Origin of the sequence: Corallococcus sp. AB032C (assembly GCF_003668935.1) — a bacterium.
Classification (GTDB): Bacteria; Myxococcota; Myxococcia; order Myxococcales; family Myxococcaceae; genus Corallococcus; species Corallococcus exiguus.
In genome coordinates this window covers 24,243-41,162 of sequence record NZ_RAWP01000029.1, presented here as the reverse complement: position 1 = coordinate 41,162, position 16,920 = coordinate 24,243, and the positions used below count along the sequence as shown (strand labels likewise).

Below are 16,920 nucleotides of genomic sequence, written 5' to 3'. Positions count from 1 at the left end.
CAACCTGGATCTGGAAGCCCCGACAATTGTCCCAGGAGCCTACATGTCCAACTACCGCATCCGTCCTGGCGACACCCTCTCTGGCCTGGCCGCTCGTTTCGGCACCTCCGTGCAGAAGCTGGCGCGAGACAACAACATCTCGAACCCGGACCTCATCTTCTCGGGTCGGACGCTGCGCATCGGCCACTCCAGCCGTGACAGCTTCGACGCGGGCGGTGGCCGTCAGGGCGTCCGGGGTGGGCGCGGTGTGGGCGGTGGGCAGGACGTGGGCGGCCCGATGGGCGCGGCCCCCACCGGCGGGACCGCCACGGGGCGCCGGCTGGCGGAAGCGGCGCGCTCGGCGGCCATGGGCATGGGCGGCTACAACAGCCAGGGCCTGTGCGCCACGGGCGTGAGCCGGGCCATCCGCAACTCCATGGGCATCGGCGTGTCGGGCAACGGCAACCAGATCGACAACAACCTGCCGCGCGACAAGTTCCGCCAGGTGGACATGTCCCTGGAAGACGCGCTGAAGATTCCGGGCCTCGTGCTCACCTGGGAGAGCACCTCCACGCGCCTGGGCAGCATCTACGGCCACACGGCGGTGACGATGGGCGACGGCCACTCGTCCGCGAGCGACTTCATCGAGCGCAACACGACGAACAACGGCCGCTCGGGCTTCAAGGTGTTCATGCCCATCGAGTAGCCCGCAGGCTCCTCACGATGGCGCATCACGAAAGCCTCCGGGTCCATCCGACCGGAGGCTTTGTCGTGTCCGGCATCCGCCGCGACTTCAGGCCGGCAGGTACTGGCGGATCATCTGCCGCCACACGGGCCAGTCGTGGGTGCCGCCGTGCCAGATGGACAGGTCGTTGCCGACGTCCTTCTGCCAGAGGACCTTGGAGAGGTTCTCGTTGGAGGGGCGGCAGAAGTCGTGCTCGCCCACGGCCAGGGTCATCTCCACGCGGCGCAGGGCGGACAGGCGCCCCAGGTCGTGCAGGTTGGGCAGCCACTGCGGCGCGGTGTGGAAGTACACCTGTTCGTCGTGGTGGCCGTCGAGGAAGTCCTCCGTCTCGAACTTGCCGCCCATGGAGATGAGGCGCTGGAAGACGTCCGGGTGGCGCAGGCCCACGTTGTACGTGTGGAAGCCGCCCAGGCTGCACCCGGCGAGCGTGAGGCGGCCTCCGGCGGCGCGGCCCTTCGCGAGCGGCACCACCTCATGCAGCAGGTAGTCCTCCCACTGGGCATGGCGGGCCACGCGCACGGCGGGGGCGACGCCCTTGTTGTACCAGGACTCCTCATCCACCGAGTCCACGCACACCACGACGTAGCGGCCCGCGGCGATGCCGTCCGCGATGGCGCTGATGAGGCCGAAGTCCTCGGCCTGGAAGAAGCGCCCCTTGCTCGTGGGCACCAGGATGACGGGTTCGCCCGAGTGCCCGTACAGCAGCACTTCCATGTCCCGGTTCAGCCGCGGGCTGTGCCAGCGGTGGTATTCGCGGTTCATGGCCGCCACCTTACCCGGCGCGTTCGCGGCGCGAATACGACCGCCGGGCGGACGCGCACCGGTCAGCCGCCAGTGAACACCTGCCGGGGTTGCTCCACACCTCGCCACGGGGTGAGGAAGGCATCCGCCTCCTTCGCGATGAGCTCCAACGAGGCGGTCAGCTCGTGGCCGTCATCCACCTCCACCAGCCGGACGTGGCGCTTGCCCTGGGCCCACTCGCGCGAATAGCGCACGTCGCAGGTGTCGTCCTGGCGGCCATGGATGATGAGGGTGGGCACGCGCACGTCGGGCCAGGGGCCGCGCTTCGTTTCCATGAGCTGGGCCTCCTCCATGACGCCGTGGTGCACGCGCGTGCGGCGCTTCTCCGCGTGGTCGTCCGTCTCCAGGTAGCCCGTGCGCTTCCACTCCGCCCAGGCGTGGGGGCCCAGGCGGCGCTGGAGCTGCTCCACGAAGTGGAAGGCGGGGGCCAGCAGCACCAGTGCGCCCACGCGCGCGTCCTGCTCCGCGGTGCGAGCGGCGACGAGCCCGCCCATGCTGGAGCCGATGAGGACAGCGCGGTCATGGGGAGCGCCCAGCGCGTCCCGCACGGTGTCCAGCATGGTGTGCAGGCTCAGGTGCTCCAGCGACGGCACGCGCAGGTTGAGACGCTCCAGCGCGATGCCCTGCTTCGCCCAGTGCGCGTCCAGCCAGACGCCCTTGGCGGAGAGGGGGCCGGAGGCGAAGCCGTGCAGGTAGAGCCAGCGGGGAGCAGGGGTGGGGGGCGGCGCGTTCATGGGCGCGCACTGTACCCGCGCTAGAAGCGCAGCACGGGCCCGGCGACGATGCTCTGGAGCGGTTTGGAGCACATGTCCACGCTGACGCCCGCGCTGGCGCTGGTGTCTTCCGCGGCCTGGGTGAACTTCACGTCGCAGAACTGGATGGCGGTGGCGATGGAGATGCCCCACCGGTCGGAGATCCATCCGTCCAGGCCCACGCGGAAGGCCATGCTGGTGACGTCGAAGTCCTCGCGGCGCAGCTGGCCCAGGCTGTCCGGGGTGAAGGGCTGTGACCAGCTCTTGGCCAGGCGCGCGCCCACCCACGGCGTCACCGGCTTGTCGCCCAGGAAGCGCAGGCGGGCCTCCAGGCCCACGGCCGTGTAGTCCAACTGCACGCGGCTCATCTCGGACGGGTTCTGGGCCTCGGCGAACTGCTGGCCCCAGGTCTGGGTGGTCTCGAAGACGACGCCCAGGGACAGGCCGGGCGGCGTCTCCACGGCGAGCCAGGCCTGGAGGGCGGGGCCCTTGGCGCGCCAGTCGCTGAAATGATCCAGGGTGATGCCCGCGCCGAGGGAGGCATAGCCGTGCCACCCGTCCGCGACCGCTGGCCCGGCGCCCAGCACGCCCGCCAGCGCCAGCCACTTCCACTTCGTATCCATGCCGCCACTGTATGCCGGACCGGGGGCGAGGCTAGGCTGGCGGGCATGTCCGTATCTTTCGAGGTCGCGGCGGCCGAGGTCCGCGACGCGCTCACCGACGCGAGTCGGGGGTTGGTGGAGCGCGAGGCGATGGTGGAGTTGGTGGCGCTGTCGGCGGTGGCGGGCGAGCACCTGCTCGTGGTGGGCCCGCCGGGCACCGCGAAGAGCGAGGCGGTGCGCAGGACGGCGCGCGGCCTGGGCGGTGCGTACTTCGAATACCTGCTGGGTCGCTTCACGGAGCCGTCCGAAATCTTCGGGCCGGTGGACCTGCGCAAGCTGCGCGAGGGGCTGGTGGAGACGGAGACGGCGGGCATGTTGCCGGAGGCGGAGGTGGCCTTCCTGGACGAGGTGTTCCTGGGCTCCACCGCCATCCTCAACACGCTGCTGGGGTTGCTGAACGAGCGCACCTTCCGGCGCGGCCACACGCGCATGCAGTGCCCGCTGCGGGTGTGCGTGGGCGCGTCCAACGCGCTGCCGGAGGACGACGCGCTGGCCGCGTTCGCGGACCGGTTCCTGGCACGCATCTTCGTGGAGCCGGTGCCGGATCCGCGGCTGGAGGAGCTGCTGGAAGGAGGAGCGTCGCTGTGGGCGGACGCGGCGCCGCGAGTGGCGTCGCTCCAGTCCCTGGACGTGGTGGCGCAGGCGGCGAGGCGCGCGGACCTGGGGCCGGTGCGGCCGCACCTGGCGCAGGCGCTGCGGACGTTGCGGGCGGCGGGCATCGCGCTGTCGGACCGGCGCGCGGTGAAGGTGCAGCGGTTGGTGGCCGCCGCCGCGGCGCTGGCGGGGCGGACGACGCCGGGCGTGGCGGACCTGTGGCCGCTCGTCTACGCGGTGCCCACGAAGGAGGCGCAGGCGCTGGCGCGCGACGTGCTGCGCGACGTGCTGTCCGCGTCGGAGAACCTGGCGCTGCCGGCCGCGGCACTGGAGGCGAGCGCGGGGCCGCTGGCTCGGGCCCAGCGCATCGCGCAGGCGGGGCATGTGTTGCTGGAGTCGCGGCCCGTGGACGGGGACGTGGACGCGGTGGCCGCGTGGCGGCTCAAGCTGGAGGGCGTGGCGCGCGAGATGGACGCGGGCTTCGCGCCGGAGGCGCTGCCGGAGGCGCTGCGCGCGCTGCGTGGCGCGGTGGCGGCGGTGCTGGAGGACGTGAGCACTCGCGCGGCGTGACGCTGCATGGAAATCCTTCCGGAATTCCGGCGGAATCCAACGCACGCAGTGCTGCGTATTGGTGGCTGCCAGCGGGACGGCCGCCTTCGGTGCGGCGTGCCGGGGGCATTCCATCCACGGGAGGACACTTCATGCGAAACACCTTCGCGGCGTTGGCCATTGCCTCGGCGGCCCTGCTGGCGGGCTGTGGCGACGATGATGACAACAACAACATGCCGGACGCGGGCACGGGCTACATGCCCACGGGAAAGGGGCCGGGCACGTCGCTGCGCTGCACGAGCAGCAACAAGAACGCGTGGGACACGTTCGGCGCGAACGCGTTCGTCGCGGTGAACAAGGCCATCGTCGCGAAGACGCTGGCGGAGCTGCAGGGCCCCAACGGCACCGCGAACCTGGGCGAGTCCTTCACCCATATCGGTGACGCGAGCAAGGGCCCCGCGTACGCGGACGACGCGGCGACCTTCGAGGGCAAGCTGGCGGCATTCCTCGTCTATGCGTATGGCGGTCCGGACTCCATCACGTACTCGGATGGGAAGACGTACATGGGCCCGCAGGACATGGCTGCGGCGCACCTGGGCATGGCCATCACCGGCTCGCAGTACGACTACTTCATCGCGAACATGGTGGTGCCGGCGCTCACGGACAACGGCGTGACGTCCGCGGACGTGTCCTCCTGCTTCGCTCCCATCGTGACGGACGCCGCGTTCAAGGCGTCCATCGTCGGCAAGTAGTCACCGCTCCGAGGGCTCCATGACTCGCATCGTTCTCCCGCGTGCCGTGCGCCGCGTGCTGGTCTCCACCGTGGGGGTGGGCGTGCTGTTCACGGCGGTGATGGGCTTTGCCCATACGCCGTCCGGCCGTCCGCTCCTGAAGTGGATGGGGATGTCCATGCCCCAGGCCGCGTCCGCGGCGGGGTGCCCGCTGGGGTATGACGTGAAGCAGAGCCCCGAGCAGAAGGAGGCCGCGAGGATGCGCTTCGCGGCCTCCTACCGGGGAGAACGCCCCGCGCTGGCCAGGCCCGCGCTGGGGTTCGACCTGGAGCAGACGACGCGCGAGTCGCTGCTCGCGTGGGCGGAGGCGCACGGGGTGAAGTGCTCGGTGCCGCGCAGCCAGGGGGACCTGGATTGTGAAGAGGTGCCGGCGGCGCTGTTCCCAGGGCTGGAGCGGCAGGCTGCCATCCGGAACCTGTGGGTGACGTTCGGCGCGGATGACCGGCTGGTGTCGCTGGTGGCCGTGAGCCGCGCGGTGGAGCCGGCACCCATCAGCGCGACGTTCCGCGCGGCGAACGCGACGCTCGCGACGCTGGCGGGGCCGCCCATGAAGCAGGACGGGGAGGGCAGCGTGGAGGAGCTGCGGCAGGGGCTCCTGCGGCAGGCGAGCGCGGAGTACCGCTTCCAGGACTTCTACGCGCTCACCCGCGTCACCAACATGGGGGACGGGTTCGTGCTGACGGAGGAGTACCGCGCCCTGCCGAAGGTCGCGGCGCGGGAGCTGCCGTCACGCTGAGCGGGCCTGTTCGACATACTTCGCGAGCTTCTCCAGGGACATCCGCCAGCCGAGCTCGTTATCGGCGGGTGGTACGCCGGGCGGGAGTCCTTCGTGCACGGCGAGGAGGTCGGTGCCTCCGTCCTGTGCGTCGGTGAGCGTGAACGTGATGATCATCTCACCGCGAAGCGCGGGGTCCGTGGTCTCGAACTCAGTGGTTTCGATGACTTGTTCGTCCGGCACGAGCTTCACGAAACGGCCGTGATGCGTGTCCGTGTGCGCGGTCGTCTTGCCGGTCTCCGTGGGCGCGTCGTAGGTGAGTGAGATGCGGAACGCGCCTCCCTCGCGCGGTTCGAAGACGTGCACCTGGCTCGTCATGCCCTCGGGCACCATCCATGTCGCCACCGCGCGGGCGTCAATCAGGGCGCTGTAGACGCGCGAGCGGGGGGCCTTCAGGTGGTGGTGGATCCGGGTCGTGCTCATGCTCGGGAGCATGGGCAGGGGCTCTGGCCCTGTACAGCGCAAGTCCTTCGGACTGTCGCGCGTCATGCCCGGCGCGGTCTAGAGTGCACGGGTGATCAACGGGCGTGGGAGCTGGGCGTCATGAGGCCGACACCGGAACCAGCCGTCGCGGGGCTTCCCGTGCGCTGGCGCCCCCGGGCCCTGCCCCTGGAGCCCGTGGCCGTGGCGGGCGTTGGTCCCGTGGCGCTCGCGCTGGGACACCGCGCTTCGCGGGCGGAGGACGCGATGCTCGCAGCGTGGACCGGTGTCGCGGGTCCGGACGTGCTCGTGCTGCTGGGGACCGCCGCTTCGCTGCCCTGGGTGGATGGCGCGGTGTACCTGGGCCGTGACCCGCTGGCGCCCGCGCTGCTGCTGCCCTGCGCGCTGGAGCCGGATGTCGCGCCTTCGCTGTTGGAGCGTGCGCTGCTCGCGGGGCAGGGCGATGCGCCGCTCGCGGTGCTGCCCGGGTCAGGGGTGCTCGTCTCAGTCGCGGCGGCCAAGCCTGTCGCGCGCGCTTCGCTGACCGCGTGGCTGTCCGTCCCGGCCGTGGAGGCCGCTTCGTGACGACTGCTTTGCCTCCCGCGCTGCGCCCCTGGGCGGCGCAGCTGTCCCTCTTTCCGGAGGACCTGGCGCGCCACCTGGGGCCGCACGTGGCGCGGCTGTCGGCGGCGGTCGGGACGCTGCGGCCTCGCGGTGAAGCCGAGGGCGGTGAGCCTCAAGGCTATGACGGGCTCGCTCGACGAGGGCCTTTCGAACGGCTGCTCGTCAGTGAGTGGCTCTGGGCATTGGAGGCGCCGGAAGAACTGGTGCGCCGCGCGGCGTTCGGCGAGCTGTCGTTCCTCAAGCCCGCGTTCCATCAGCCGCAGGGGGCTCGGCGCACCGTGGTGCTGCTGGACGTGGGACCGGATCAACTGGGCCTGCCTCGCATCGCGCACCTCGCGCTGCTGGTCGTGCTCGCGCGCCGCGCGGAGGCCGCGGGCGCGGCGTTCACCTGGGGCGCGCTCCAGACCGAGCCCACTCACGCCACCCATTCGGGCCTGGGCGGCACGTCGTTGCTTGCGTGGCTCGAAGCCCGCTCCACCACGCCAGTGTCCTCGCAGCACCTGGCCGCGTGGCGCGAAGCCTTGGACCTTTCACGCGCGCCCGAGGACGTGTGGCTCGTGGGCTCCTCGCGCCTGAGCCGCTTGGATGGCACGGAGGGAATGTCCCGCGTGGAGGTCTCCGAACCGATGGAGCCTGGCGCGCACCGGCTCACCGTGGACGTGCGGCCCTCGGCCCGTGTTCCCCGCTCAGTGGTGCTGGAGCTTCCGCCTCCGGAGGATTGCCTGCGCCTGCTGCGCAATCCCTTCGCTTCCAATCAGCAGGCTTCCGGGTGGATGCCGCGCAAGGCCGACCGGCGGATCGTGAAGTTCTCTTTCTCCGGCGATGGCCGGCGCGTGCTGCTGTTCTCCGCGAACGGCGCCGTCGAGGCCATGGCGGTGCCGCATTCTCCGCGCGCCACCGTGCCCAAGCCCCGGCGCGTCCAGGTCCCTCGAGGGCAGCAGGTAATCGCGGCGGGGTGGCGCTCCTCGGGTGGGTTGCTCGTATTCGCCAGTCACCTGGACGGCTACGTGATGCACGGGCAGGTACACACGCCGCAGGGACTCCGGAAGGCGCGCTACCACGCAGCGGATGACAGCAAACAGCCAGCCCTCGCGCCGGGGGCGCTCCCGGTGAGCCTCGTGAGCTGGGTGAATCCGCGTGGGCAGGAATACCTGTGGTTGAAGGACGGCAAGGGCCGGCTGTTCTCGCTGGCTCCTCCGTCGCCGATGGGGACCTCGGCGCTGAGCCTGGAGGAGGAGGCGGTCTCTTCCATGGCGGAGGTGCACTCACTCCCGCTTTGCGTGCTGCGGCCCCAGAACCTGGGAGCGGGGCGCGCGATCATCTCGCGGCTCAAGGTGCTGGGCGAAGAACCGGCACGATTCGTCCCCATCAACGCGCGGCACGGGGATGCGTACTTCGGCTACTCGCCGTCGGGGGCGCATCCCGAGGCAGGGCTACTCGCGGCGCGTGACAATGATTCAGACTGGAAGCTGTTCCTGGACACCGGCGTGTCGGTCATCACCGTGCCAGAGAGGCACCGCGTGGTGGGCGTGGTGCAGCCTCCCGTTCCGTCCCCGCCCGGACTGATCGCATTGCATCCGGAACAACGCGCCTTCACTTTCTTTTCGAGCCAGGCGCCCCGGACGCTCGCGGTGGCCAGTGGTCCCGTGGTGCAGGCCGCGGCGAGCCACGGGCAGCCGGTGTTGGGATGGCTGACGCAGGCAGGGGAGTTCGTGTTGTGGGACCTGATGGAGCAGGCGGTGTTGTATCGCTCCGTCCAGGAGGCCGCGGCGTGAGCCCCGCGTCGGAAGCCGTGCGTCCTCGCGCGCAGGTGCACCGGGGCACCGTGGTGGTGGCCGCGTGGTGGTTCCATCCGGGGGGCCTGGGCGAGGCCGAAGCACGCCGCCGCGTGCTGGCAGCCTGGAGTCCCGGCGCCACGGTCTGGGCGCTGGCGGGAGGCCATCTGCTCAAGCTGGCGACACCGTGCAAGAGCGCGGTGGAGACCGCGCCCGGATTGCCGCTGGTGCTGGAGTCCGGAGTGCTCACCAGCGCGCCGTTGAGCTCGAAGGAGCGCGAGCGATTGGCGCCTCCGCCGGGAGCCGTCGTGCTGGTTCACGAGGGCGTCGCACGGATGTACGGGCCCGGAGCGCTGCGCCAGGTGGAACCGGGGGCGTGGCTGGACGTCTCGGGATGGCGGCGTGTGCAGGTGAAGGGATTGGGCGCGCCGCCTCCGCCCATGAAGGTCGCGCTGGATCCGCTGCCTCCGCCCACGCGCGCGACGTTCGGGCCGAAGGTGCCCGCGCTCGCGCCCGAAGCGGAGCGCATGCTGGCGCGCATGGCGGGGCGGGAGGTCCCGGTGGTGCGAGAGGGCTTCTTCGCGCGGCTGCGGCGAGCGTTCTCGCGGAGGCCCGGCGACGCAGTGCTGACCGTCCGTCGTGAAGGCTTGTTCGCACGGCTGCGTCAGGCCTTCCGCACGGATCAGAAAGGCGCGCGGGATGGTGCGGTAACCGCGCACCGTGAGGGATTCTTCGCACGGTTGCGCCGTGCCTTTCGCACGGAGACGCAAGGCAAACCGGGCAACGCGTTGGCCCCGAGTCGCGCGGGATGGCTCGACCGTCTGCGGAGCGCCTCTTCCTCGAACGCGGCTCACACCTCCGCCATGGGCACTGGCGTACGGGCCGGTGGGTTCTCACGGCTCCTCGCCGGAATGCGCGGAGGTGACGCCAGCAAAGCCTCACAGGGCTCCAACATCAACACACGCCCCGCCAGACCGAGAGGCCCGGGCGCGCTCGAACGGCTCAAGGCGTGGATGCTCCAGAACACGCCCCTGGGCGCTGTCGTGGGACAGCGCAAGGCGGACTACCTGCGCCACCTCTTCGAACTCTTCGAGCAGGGCGACCTCGACGAAGCCCTGCGCCACGCCATCCCCCTGAGCAAGACGCTGGATGCACGCGCCCAGGTCGCGCTCGGTGTGCCCGGCCCGCGCGAAGAGCTGCGCATCCAGCCCCATGGCCGGAGCGGCGCCGCTCAGGGTTTTGGCGGAGGCCCCGCCGTGTTCGAAGCGCTGCGCGAGCGCTACCGCGAGACCTTCCGCCGCCTGGAGCGCGAAGGCCGCATCGACGAGGCCGCCTTCGTCCTCGCGGAGCTGCTGGACGCTGCCGAAGAGGCCGTGTCCTTCCTGGAGCGCCACGGCCGCCTCCAGCTCGCGGCGGAGCTCGCCGAGGGCCGCAACCTCGCGCCAGGGCTCGTGGTGCGCCAGTGGTTCCTCGCGAAGGACGTGGAGCGCGCGGTGGCCATCGCACGGCGCTCGGGCGTGTTCGCGGACGCCGTGCTGCGCCTGGAGAAGACCCACGCCGCGGAAGCCCAGGCCCTGCGCCTCTTGTGGGCGGAGTCGCTCGCGGAGGCCGGAAACTGGTCGCAGGCGGTGGACGTCGTGTGGCCGGTGACCTCCGCGCGCCACCTCGCGCGCGCCTGGGTGGAGCGGGGCATCCAGGCCGGCGGCACGAGCAGCGCGAAGCTCCTGGCGCGCCTGGCGCTCGAGTTCCCGGACGGCTTCGGCGCCGCGCGGGAGGACATCCACACCCTGTTGTCGGATGAGACCGCCGCGCGCGCCCCGGAGCGCCTCGCCTTCGCCACGGTGCTGCTGCGCGCGGGCGCCTCCGATGCCCGCGGCGCGCTCCTCGTTCCCACCGTCCGCTCACTGATGCGCGACGAGGCGGTGGAAGGGCTGCCCTCCAACGCCAGCCTCCTCCGGCAGTTCCACGCCCTGCCGGACCCCGCGTTGTCCGCGCTGCGCACGGACATGCCGACGCCGAAGGGCTCTCCCCGGCAATCCTGGGCCGAGTCGCCAGACCTGCCGAACGTGCGCGTGTGGATGGACCGCAGCCACGCGGGCGCCCACGCCGTGCATGACGCCGTGGTGCTTCCGGGCCGGCGCGTGCTGCTCGCGCTGGGAGAAGCGGGCGCGCGGCTGGTGGGCCCGGACGGACGCACGCTCGCGGGCTTCGACGTGCCGGCGTTCTCGCTGGTCCTATCCGAGCAGGGAAACCGCGCCCTCGCGCTGGCGCGGCGAGGAGACCTGTGGCGCGTGTCGCGGCTGGACCTGGTGGAGCGCCGGGCCACGCGCTGGTGCGACCTGGAGCTGGATGCGTGGGCACCCACCTACGACGGGGAACGCTGGTTCACGGCTGTGCGCGACACGGTGAGCATGGTGGACACGCTCGCCGCGGAGCCTCGCTCGTTGTGGCGTGTGTCGGAGGTGGGCGGCACCGTGCTCCGGATGGCCGTGGACGCGAAGCACCTGTCGTTCGTCGTCCTGCACCTCACTCCGGAGCAGGGCTTCGAACGGCTGGAGCGCTGGGCCTACGAACTGGAAGGCGGCCCCGTCCTGCGCGGGCGCGCGGACATGAGGGACCTGCTGGGGGCACCGGACGGGCTCGCGCTCACGCCCGACGGCGAGGCGATGGGCGTGCGCATCGCTCGCCCCGAAGGCGAGGACCCCGGACCCTTGCCCTACTACGTGGCTCCCATCGTCGTGCGGCGCTTCCACCGCCCGGCCCAGCGGGCCCCGGAGCGCGCGGGCGAGGTGCTCTCGCAATCCTGGCGCGTGACGCGCTTCCAGAAGGGCGAGCTGCACACCGCCGTCCTGCGCGACAGCGCCGACCACACCCGCGTGACGGTGGAGTTCTCCGGCACTCCGCCCCAGGTCGTGCGCCTCACGGAGGACTGGTGCTCCATCCACGACCTGCACGGCCGCGTGGTGTGGCTGGACCTGCACTCCGGCGAGGTCCACCGCGTGCCGGTGGTGTGAACCTCGACGTCAGGCCCAGCGCATGTGGCTGGGCACGATGACAATGGTCGCCGTCAGCGCGCAGGCCGCGTCGTCCACCACCAGCACCACGCGCACGCCCTCCACCGTCACCAGCAGCGAGGGCTGCTCGCTGTGCAGCGCCATCAACCACGACGACGCCAGGGGCAGCTCCGAGGCCGCCAGCTCCGAGGCGCGCAACAGGTGCACGCGCACCGCGTGACGGACCGGGGCCGGCAGGGCGTGCAGCGCGTAGAGCGACTCGTCCGTCAGCCGCAGCACGTACGGCACTCGCGGGGGTTCCTTCGGACGCCCGGGCAGCTCGCGCAGACGCTCGGCCAGGGCCTGCACCAGCGCCTCCGGCTGAGGCGGCTTGTGCAGGAAGCCCACCACCCCGTGCAGCGGCACGTCCGGCGCACCGCTCGCCGAGGACATCAGCATCACCGTCAGGTGCTGCAGCCGCGCGTCCATGCGCAGCTGGCCGTAGACCTCCCATCCATCCAGCCGGGGCAACACCAGGTCCAAAAGGATGAGGTCCGGGTGCTGCGCGCGCGGTCGATGACGCAGCCAGTCCAACGCCTCCGCGCCGTCCGCCACGGACGACACCACGAAGCCCGCTTCACTCGCAGCGCGGCCCACACCCTCGCGCCATGTCCGATCGTCCTCGACGAGCAACAGGTGGTGGACGCCCAGGGCCATCCCCCGATTCGACCCGTTTTTCCTCGGGCTCTTGAAGCGCACCCGGGCTGACGGGAGCCCCAGCGTCACCTGCCCGACAGTGTGCCCCGGCGACTGTTCCCCCCAGACGCCCGCCGTCTGACAGACCGCATCACCGTGCCACCGTCATCTTGCAGTTGGACTGTAGATGCGCACCCTGGGCGGCGCTCATGGCCTACCGCTGCCAGCTGGAACCCCCGGTGGTGCGCACGCTCACGGCGTGTACGCCCGCGGTGCGTGAGCGGCTTCAGTCGGAGCTGGGGGCGCTCGCCAGCCGGATGCCGTGTCTGCCGGTGACTCCGTCGGGGCGGGAGGGGGCGACGGTGCTCGCCTGCGGCTTCCAGGTCCGCTACCGCGTGGAGCCGGGCGCGGGGCTCCTGCGGTTGACCGCCCTGTGGCCGCTGGGCCTGGTCCGTTCGCCTTCCTCCTGACACGTCGCCAGACGGTCCTTGTCGCATGAGAAGCGGGGACCTAAGTCGGAGGTGAGCTCCTCTTCTCCCGGATGCACCCCAGGCCCCTTCGCCCGCGAGCCTCGCACCGTGTCCCTGACCCTGGCCGACTTCCTCTTCCAGTCCCGTGACGTCCTGCAGGACGCGTGGCTCCACGAAGCCCCGGGCTCTGGTGACACCTTCACGCACGGGCTGTCCGCGGTGGCGGCCCGGATGTCGAACCCGGACGCGCGCGTCTCCGACTCCCTGGCGCGCGAGCTGTCGCTGCTGGTGCAGGGCTCCGACGGGCACCCCACGACGACGAACTTCCGGCGCCTGCGCGACACGGTGCTGCGGCTGTGGCGCGAGCGGGGCGGCGGAGGCTCGGGCGACGAAGAACAGGTGGAGCGCTTCCACGACGCCGTGGACGCGGTGGAGGCCGCGGCGCTGGAGGCCCATGTCCAGGCGCGGATGCTCGCGTCGCGCGAGGCAGCGGAAGCGGCGCGCGAGCAGGGCGCTCCGGACGCGTCCGGCCCCCAGCGCTGGGAGGACATCTTCACGCACCTGGGCGTGGGCGTGGCGGTGATGGCCGCGGAGGACAGCACCTTCGTCGCGGCGAACCCCGCGCTCGCGCGCATGCACGGACAGCCCGCGGAAGCGCTCAAGGGCTTGCGGCTGGAGGACCTGGTCGCGCCCGAGTCGCGCGGCGCGCTGCCCCGTCACATGGCCGCCGCCAGCTCCAAGCCATTCCACGAATACGAAGCGCTGCACCTGCGCCGCGACGGCAGCCGCTTCCCCGCGTTCGTGCACGTGACGTCCTTGAGGGACGCCACGGGCCGCCGCGTGGGCCGCGCCGCCACGGTGCTGGACATCACCCCGCGCCGTCATGCGGAGGCGGAGCGGCAGCGCCTGCTGGCCACCATCGAGGCGGAGCGCGCGCGGCTGGCGGCGGTGTTGGATCAGCTCCCCGCGGGCGTGCTCATCGCGGAGGCGCCCAGCGGTCGGCTGCTCCTGGGCAACCGCGCGCTGGAGTCGCTGTTGGGCCATCCGTTCCGGCCCTCGGCCAGCCTGGCGGACTACGAGTCGTCGCATCAGATGTTCACCGCGGACAACCAGCCGCTGGCGGACGACGCGTGGCCCATGGCCCGCGCGCTGCGCACCGGTGAGACGCGTCAGGCGGAGCCGCTCCAGGTGCGCCGGCCGGACGGCACCACCGCGCACCTGCTGGGCTCCAGCGCGCCCGTGCGCGACCGGGACGACCACATCGTCGCGGGCGTCGTCACGCTGGTGGACGTCACCGAGCGCCGCCGCGCGGAGGACGCAGCGCGGGAGGCGGCGCAGTTCGGCGAGCGGCTCATCGCCATCGTCAGCCACGACCTGCGAAACCCCCTCAACGCCATCCAGCTGTCCGTCACCCGGCTGATGCACGGCGACGCGCTCCAGGAGCGCGACCGCAAGGCGGTGTCCCGCATCGCGCGCTCCGGCGAGCGCATGGCGCGGATGATTTCGGAGCTGCTCGACTTCACCCGCAGCCGGCTGGGCGGCGGCATCCCGATTGAGCGGGTGCCCGGCGACGTGCGCGCGGTGGTGCGCCAGGCGGTGGAGGAGCTGGAGGCGGCGTGGCCGGAGCGCTCGCTCACGCTGAACGTGGGCCCGGGCCGCTACGACGGCGCCTGGGACGCGGACCGGCTGCTGCAGGTGGTGAGCAACCTGGGCGGCAACGCGCTCCAGTACAGCCCGCCGGACTCACCCGTGCGCTTCACGCTGTCGGACGCGGACGCGCACGTGGTGCTGGAGGTGCAGAACGGCGGAGACCCCATTCCGCCGGACATGCTGCCGCGTCTGTTCGACCCCTTCCGGCGCGGCGCGGGCAGCAACACGCACGGCGGCCTGGGGCTGGGGCTCTACATCGTCGAGCAGGTGGTGAAGGGCCACGGGGGCCGCATCGAGGTGCGCTCGCGCGCGTCGGAGGGCACCGTCTTCCGAGTGCTCCTGCCGCGTGAACCGGCGCAGCCCGCGACGCCGGCTCCGGCTCAGTAGGCGGCGGCTAACTGCGACTGCGCGGAGGAGCGGAACGGCTCCAGCGCGCGCATCAGGTCGTCCAAATCCAGCGGCTTGGGGATGGACGCCCGGATGCCCTGGGGCACGGGGCGGGTGGCGCCCGCGCCCGACACGACGATGACGGGCAGGTTCGCGAGGCGCGGCTCCTTCTGCACGCGCTCCATCAGCTCCCAGCCGCTCATCACCGGCATCATCAAATCCAGCAGCATCACGTCCGGCGTGGGGCCGCGCCTCAGGCGCTCCCAGGCGTGCAGGCCGTTGCCGGCGACCTCCACGGCGAACCCTTCCAGCGTGAGGAACTCCTCCAGCATCTCACGGCTGTCGACATGGTCTTCCACGAGGAGGATGAGGCTTCGCATGGCTTTCGGGAGCCTCCCCCCGTCCGGCCCCGTCCGATAGACCCCGTGTCCAGGGAACGTCCAACCCTGGACGATAGGCCATTGGCAATGTGAAGCCCGAGCCACTCGGGGTGCCTTGGGGGGCAGCCGGCCGAGGCCATCCCCGCGAAAAACGGATGGGGCCTCCCCCTTCCAGGCGCCAGGAGCGCGGAAGGCGAAGGCCCCACCGGGGACCTCAGGCTACAGGTCTGTTCAGCCCTGGTACTGGTGCACGGACATGATGGGGTAGTTCATGGACGTGAGGCTGATGCGCTGCGAGCCGTCCGAGTTCACGTTGTTGGAGCCGATGAACTGGGGCTTGCCGTCCTTCCAGCCCGCGAACATCACCACGTGCTGGCCGTCGCCCACCTTCATGGAGACGACGTCGCCGGGCTTGGCGTCCTTCAGGTCCACGCGCTTGAAGTTCGGGTCGCGGTCCAGGTTCCCCTGGAGCGTCATCACGGACGCGCTGTGCTGGCTGTCCTTGATCTGCCCGGCCTGCTCCAGGCACGCGGAGACGAAGTTGGCGCAGTTGACGTTGTTGGGGACCCAGTCCTCCATGTCCGCGCCCACGCCGCTCTGCTCGAGCTTCAGCGAGCCGGCGTTCTTGCCCATGTGAGACATCGCGATGTCGAAGGGGCTGCCACCGGGGCCGCGCGTGCCCGGGCCCGCGCCGCCCGGAGGCGCCGTCACGTTGCCCGCGCCGCTGGAGCCGCCCGAGCCGCCACCGCGCACGCCCTGGGTGCCGGGCTCGAAGCTGTCGCTCGAACCGGGGATGTTCAGCGTCTTGCCCGTGTAGATGAGGTCCTTGTTGGCAATCTGCGGGTTGGCCTTCATCAGCGAGTCCACGGACGTGCCGTAGCGCTTCGCCAGACCAGACAGGGTGTCGCCAGATTGGATGCGGTAGCTCATGGGGGGCTCCTAGGGGAGCAGTGACCCGGAAGTGGTCACCGGCTGCGATTGTTTCCATTCTCGGCATTCAAGAACCGGTGTTGCGTCCCCCACCTGCTTTTCACTCCAGGCGCGCACATGTGGGCGAATTGGCGTACCTGGAGCGGAATCCGGGCCCTGAAAGGGCGCGCACCGGCGACAGGGGACCCGGGGGGCCGCCCGGGGAGGTCCTGTCGCGGTGCGCAATTTCCGGGGATTTAGCGGTTCTGGCCGTCGTGCTTCTGGCGGGCGATGCGGCGGCTGAGCGCGTCCTGCTTCGCGTCGATGCGGGCGCGCTCGGCGGCGTCCAGGTGGCCGTCGTCCCGGCGGTCGCGGCGGATTTCGCGCTGGAGGGAGCGGTGTTGGCGCTCCAGGCGCACGGCTTCGCGGCCCGTGAGCTCGCCGCTCTTCACGCCTTCGTTGATGCGCTGCTGCTGGTTCACCTGGCGCCGGTCGGCCTCCGCGGCCACGGCCGGCAGTGCCACCGTCAGGCCCAGCACCGCCGCGAGCATCCCCAGTCCGTTGCGCTTCATGGTGATTCCTCCTCGATGGGCGCGGGCGTCGTGCCAGCGCTTCGTCCTTGGAGGCTTGAACCCGGGATTCGCGCGGTGGTTGCGGGCGGAGTTCTTGACCGGGTGCGTCCAGGTGGGTGGCCCTTATGAAAGGGGAAACAATCCGAGGGGATGGGGACGTGCTGCACCCTTGAACGGGTGGGAGGGCCCGCGCATGGTGGCGGGGTGACGACCATTGCTCATCCCGACTTCACGGCGGCGCGGTTCACCAGCTACCCGGACGCGCGCTTCACCCCGGCTCCGGCGGACGGCGTGCTGCCGGAGGGCTTCTTCACCACGACGAACCTGCCCACGTACGTGAGGGTGGACGGGCGGTGGCGGATGCCGCGCGAGCCGCGCATGGACGGCGCGCTGGTG

The 16,920-nt window shown here is 71.4% G+C and carries 18 protein-coding genes; 9 read left to right on the top strand and 9 right to left on the bottom strand.

Annotated elements, in window-relative coordinates; translation table 11 throughout:
- The first annotated feature begins 43 nt into the window (after positions 1 to 43).
- On the top strand, positions 44 to 685 hold the full coding sequence (locus tag D7X99_RS15320) for a LysM peptidoglycan-binding domain-containing protein (protein ID WP_169825663.1): 642 nt from the start codon (positions 44 to 46) through the stop codon (positions 683 to 685).
- An 87-nt stretch (positions 686 to 772) separates the two neighbouring features.
- Here the strand turns inward: D7X99_RS15320 and D7X99_RS15315 are convergent, their stop codons facing one another.
- The 3 genes from D7X99_RS15315 to D7X99_RS15305 all read right to left on the bottom strand — a co-directional run bounded on the left by D7X99_RS15315 (position 773) and on the right by D7X99_RS15305 (position 2,900).
- Positions 773 to 1,486, bottom strand: a complete 714-nt coding sequence (locus D7X99_RS15315) for an esterase family protein (protein WP_121778464.1) — start codon at positions 1,484 to 1,486, stop codon at positions 773 to 775.
- Between the two features lie 62 nt (positions 1,487 to 1,548).
- On the bottom strand, positions 1,549 to 2,259 hold the full coding sequence (locus tag D7X99_RS15310; protein WP_120575721.1) for a YqiA/YcfP family alpha/beta fold hydrolase: 711 nt from the start codon (positions 2,257 to 2,259) through the stop codon (positions 1,549 to 1,551).
- A 20-nt stretch (positions 2,260 to 2,279) separates the two neighbouring features.
- On the bottom strand, positions 2,280 to 2,900 hold the full coding sequence (locus tag D7X99_RS15305; RefSeq protein ID WP_121778463.1) for a hypothetical protein: 621 nt from the start codon (positions 2,898 to 2,900) through the stop codon (positions 2,280 to 2,282).
- Between the two features lie 45 nt (positions 2,901 to 2,945).
- On the opposite strand from D7X99_RS15305, the gene D7X99_RS15300 reads away from it, so the two are divergent.
- From D7X99_RS15300 to D7X99_RS15290, 3 genes are all read left to right on the top strand, one after another.
- A complete protein-coding gene (locus D7X99_RS15300) occupies positions 2,946 to 4,103 on the top strand; it encodes an AAA family ATPase (RefSeq protein WP_121778462.1) in 1,158 nt (385 codons plus the stop codon).
- 131 nt (positions 4,104 to 4,234) lie between these two features.
- On the top strand, positions 4,235 to 4,834 hold the full coding sequence (locus D7X99_RS15295; protein WP_121778461.1) for a hypothetical protein: 600 nt from the start codon (positions 4,235 to 4,237) through the stop codon (positions 4,832 to 4,834).
- Between the two features lie 19 nt (positions 4,835 to 4,853).
- Positions 4,854 to 5,609 (top strand): hypothetical protein, encoded by a 756-nt coding sequence (locus tag D7X99_RS15290; protein WP_147476159.1) that lies wholly within the window; start codon positions 4,854 to 4,856, stop codon positions 5,607 to 5,609.
- On the opposite strand, the gene D7X99_RS15285 is transcribed toward D7X99_RS15290, so the two are convergent.
- Positions 5,601 to 6,071: an SRPBCC family protein gene (locus tag D7X99_RS15285; RefSeq protein ID WP_169825659.1), complete on the bottom strand. Its 471-nt coding sequence runs from the start codon at positions 6,069 to 6,071 to the stop codon at positions 5,601 to 5,603. The genes D7X99_RS15290 and D7X99_RS15285 overlap by 9 nt on opposite strands.
- A 120-nt stretch (positions 6,072 to 6,191) precedes the next feature.
- Here D7X99_RS15285 and D7X99_RS15280 point away from each other — a divergent pair, with 120 nt between their 5' ends.
- From D7X99_RS15280 to D7X99_RS15270, 3 genes are read left to right on the top strand one after another with little or no spacing between them, the layout of a single operon-like run.
- Positions 6,192 to 6,653 carry a hypothetical protein gene (locus tag D7X99_RS15280; protein ID WP_121778458.1) on the top strand — a complete coding sequence of 154 codons (462 nt, stop codon included), beginning with the start codon at positions 6,192 to 6,194 and terminating at the stop codon, positions 6,651 to 6,653.
- A complete protein-coding gene (locus D7X99_RS15275; RefSeq protein ID WP_171805307.1) occupies positions 6,650 to 8,467 on the top strand; it encodes an LpqB family beta-propeller domain-containing protein in 1,818 nt (605 codons plus the stop codon). Before D7X99_RS15280 ends, D7X99_RS15275 begins: the two co-directional genes overlap by 4 nt.
- Positions 8,464 to 11,481 (top strand): bpX6 domain-containing protein, encoded by a 3,018-nt coding sequence (locus tag D7X99_RS15270; protein ID WP_121778456.1) that lies wholly within the window; start codon positions 8,464 to 8,466, stop codon positions 11,479 to 11,481. Before D7X99_RS15275 ends, D7X99_RS15270 begins: the two co-directional genes overlap by 4 nt.
- 9 nt (positions 11,482 to 11,490) lie before the next feature.
- Here the strand turns inward: D7X99_RS15270 and D7X99_RS15265 are convergent, their stop codons facing one another.
- Positions 11,491 to 12,177: a response regulator gene (locus D7X99_RS15265; protein ID WP_211483993.1), complete on the bottom strand. Its 687-nt coding sequence runs from the start codon at positions 12,175 to 12,177 to the stop codon at positions 11,491 to 11,493.
- Positions 12,178 to 12,365: 188 nt separating this feature from the next.
- Between D7X99_RS15265 and D7X99_RS15260 the strand changes: the two genes are divergently transcribed.
- Both D7X99_RS15260 and D7X99_RS15255 read left to right on the top strand, forming a co-directional pair.
- Positions 12,366 to 12,626 (top strand): hypothetical protein, encoded by a 261-nt coding sequence (locus D7X99_RS15260; RefSeq protein ID WP_120575713.1) that lies wholly within the window; start codon positions 12,366 to 12,368, stop codon positions 12,624 to 12,626.
- 108 nt (positions 12,627 to 12,734) lie between these two features.
- Positions 12,735 to 14,663 (top strand): PAS domain-containing sensor histidine kinase, encoded by a 1,929-nt coding sequence (locus D7X99_RS15255; protein ID WP_233613407.1) that lies wholly within the window; start codon positions 12,735 to 12,737, stop codon positions 14,661 to 14,663.
- Here D7X99_RS15255 and D7X99_RS15250 read toward each other — a convergent pair.
- The 4 genes from D7X99_RS15250 to D7X99_RS44270 all read right to left on the bottom strand — a co-directional run bounded on the left by D7X99_RS15250 (position 14,657) and on the right by D7X99_RS44270 (position 16,904).
- A complete protein-coding gene (locus D7X99_RS15250; RefSeq protein ID WP_120598280.1) occupies positions 14,657 to 15,043 on the bottom strand; it encodes a response regulator in 387 nt (128 codons plus the stop codon). The two genes, D7X99_RS15255 and D7X99_RS15250, sit on opposite strands and share 7 nt — an antisense overlap.
- Before the next feature lie 231 nt (positions 15,044 to 15,274).
- Positions 15,275 to 15,973 (bottom strand): LysM domain-containing protein, encoded by a 699-nt coding sequence (locus D7X99_RS15245; protein WP_121778455.1) that lies wholly within the window; start codon positions 15,971 to 15,973, stop codon positions 15,275 to 15,277.
- 236 nt (positions 15,974 to 16,209) lie between these two features.
- Positions 16,210 to 16,524 carry a hypothetical protein gene (locus D7X99_RS15240; protein WP_121778454.1) on the bottom strand — a complete coding sequence of 105 codons (315 nt, stop codon included), beginning with the start codon at positions 16,522 to 16,524 and terminating at the stop codon, positions 16,210 to 16,212.
- Between the two features lie 251 nt (positions 16,525 to 16,775).
- Positions 16,776 to 16,904 carry a hypothetical protein gene (locus D7X99_RS44270; protein WP_255429366.1) on the bottom strand — a complete coding sequence of 43 codons (129 nt, stop codon included), beginning with the start codon at positions 16,902 to 16,904 and terminating at the stop codon, positions 16,776 to 16,778.
- Positions 16,905 to 16,920: the final 16 nt, after the last annotated feature.

Excerpts from the sequence above, each read along its gene's own strand:
- D7X99_RS15285 (WP_169825659.1), bottom strand. The coding sequence starts at position 6,071 with ATGAGCACGACCCGGATCCACCACCACCTGAAGGCCCCCCGCTCGCGC.
- D7X99_RS15240 (WP_121778454.1), bottom strand. The coding sequence starts at position 16,524 with ATGAAGCGCAACGGACTGGGGATGCTCGCGGCGGTGCTGGGCCTGACG.
- D7X99_RS15280 (WP_121778458.1), top strand. The coding sequence starts at position 6,192 with ATGAGGCCGACACCGGAACCAGCCGTCGCGGGGCTTCCCGTGCGCTGG.
- D7X99_RS15265 (WP_211483993.1), bottom strand. The coding sequence starts at position 12,177 with ATGGCCCTGGGCGTCCACCACCTGTTGCTCGTCGAGGACGATCGGACA.
- D7X99_RS15250 (WP_120598280.1), bottom strand. The coding sequence starts at position 15,043 with ATGCGAAGCCTCATCCTCCTCGTGGAAGACCATGTCGACAGCCGTGAG.
- D7X99_RS15315 (WP_121778464.1), bottom strand. The coding sequence starts at position 1,486 with ATGAACCGCGAATACCACCGCTGGCACAGCCCGCGGCTGAACCGGGAC.
- D7X99_RS15320 (WP_169825663.1), top strand. The coding sequence starts at position 44 with ATGTCCAACTACCGCATCCGTCCTGGCGACACCCTCTCTGGCCTGGCC.
- D7X99_RS15260 (WP_120575713.1), top strand. The coding sequence starts at position 12,366 with ATGGCCTACCGCTGCCAGCTGGAACCCCCGGTGGTGCGCACGCTCACG.
- D7X99_RS15305 (WP_121778463.1), bottom strand. The coding sequence starts at position 2,900 with ATGGATACGAAGTGGAAGTGGCTGGCGCTGGCGGGCGTGCTGGGCGCC.
- D7X99_RS15295 (WP_121778461.1), top strand. The coding sequence starts at position 4,235 with ATGCGAAACACCTTCGCGGCGTTGGCCATTGCCTCGGCGGCCCTGCTG.
- D7X99_RS15245 (WP_121778455.1), bottom strand. The coding sequence starts at position 15,973 with ATGAGCTACCGCATCCAATCTGGCGACACCCTGTCTGGTCTGGCGAAG.
- D7X99_RS44270 (WP_255429366.1), bottom strand. The coding sequence starts at position 16,904 with ATGCGCGGCTCGCGCGGCATCCGCCACCGCCCGTCCACCCTCACGTAC.
- D7X99_RS15290 (WP_147476159.1), top strand. The coding sequence starts at position 4,854 with ATGACTCGCATCGTTCTCCCGCGTGCCGTGCGCCGCGTGCTGGTCTCC.
- D7X99_RS15300 (WP_121778462.1), top strand. The coding sequence starts at position 2,946 with ATGTCCGTATCTTTCGAGGTCGCGGCGGCCGAGGTCCGCGACGCGCTC.
- D7X99_RS15310 (WP_120575721.1), bottom strand. The coding sequence starts at position 2,259 with ATGAACGCGCCGCCCCCCACCCCTGCTCCCCGCTGGCTCTACCTGCAC.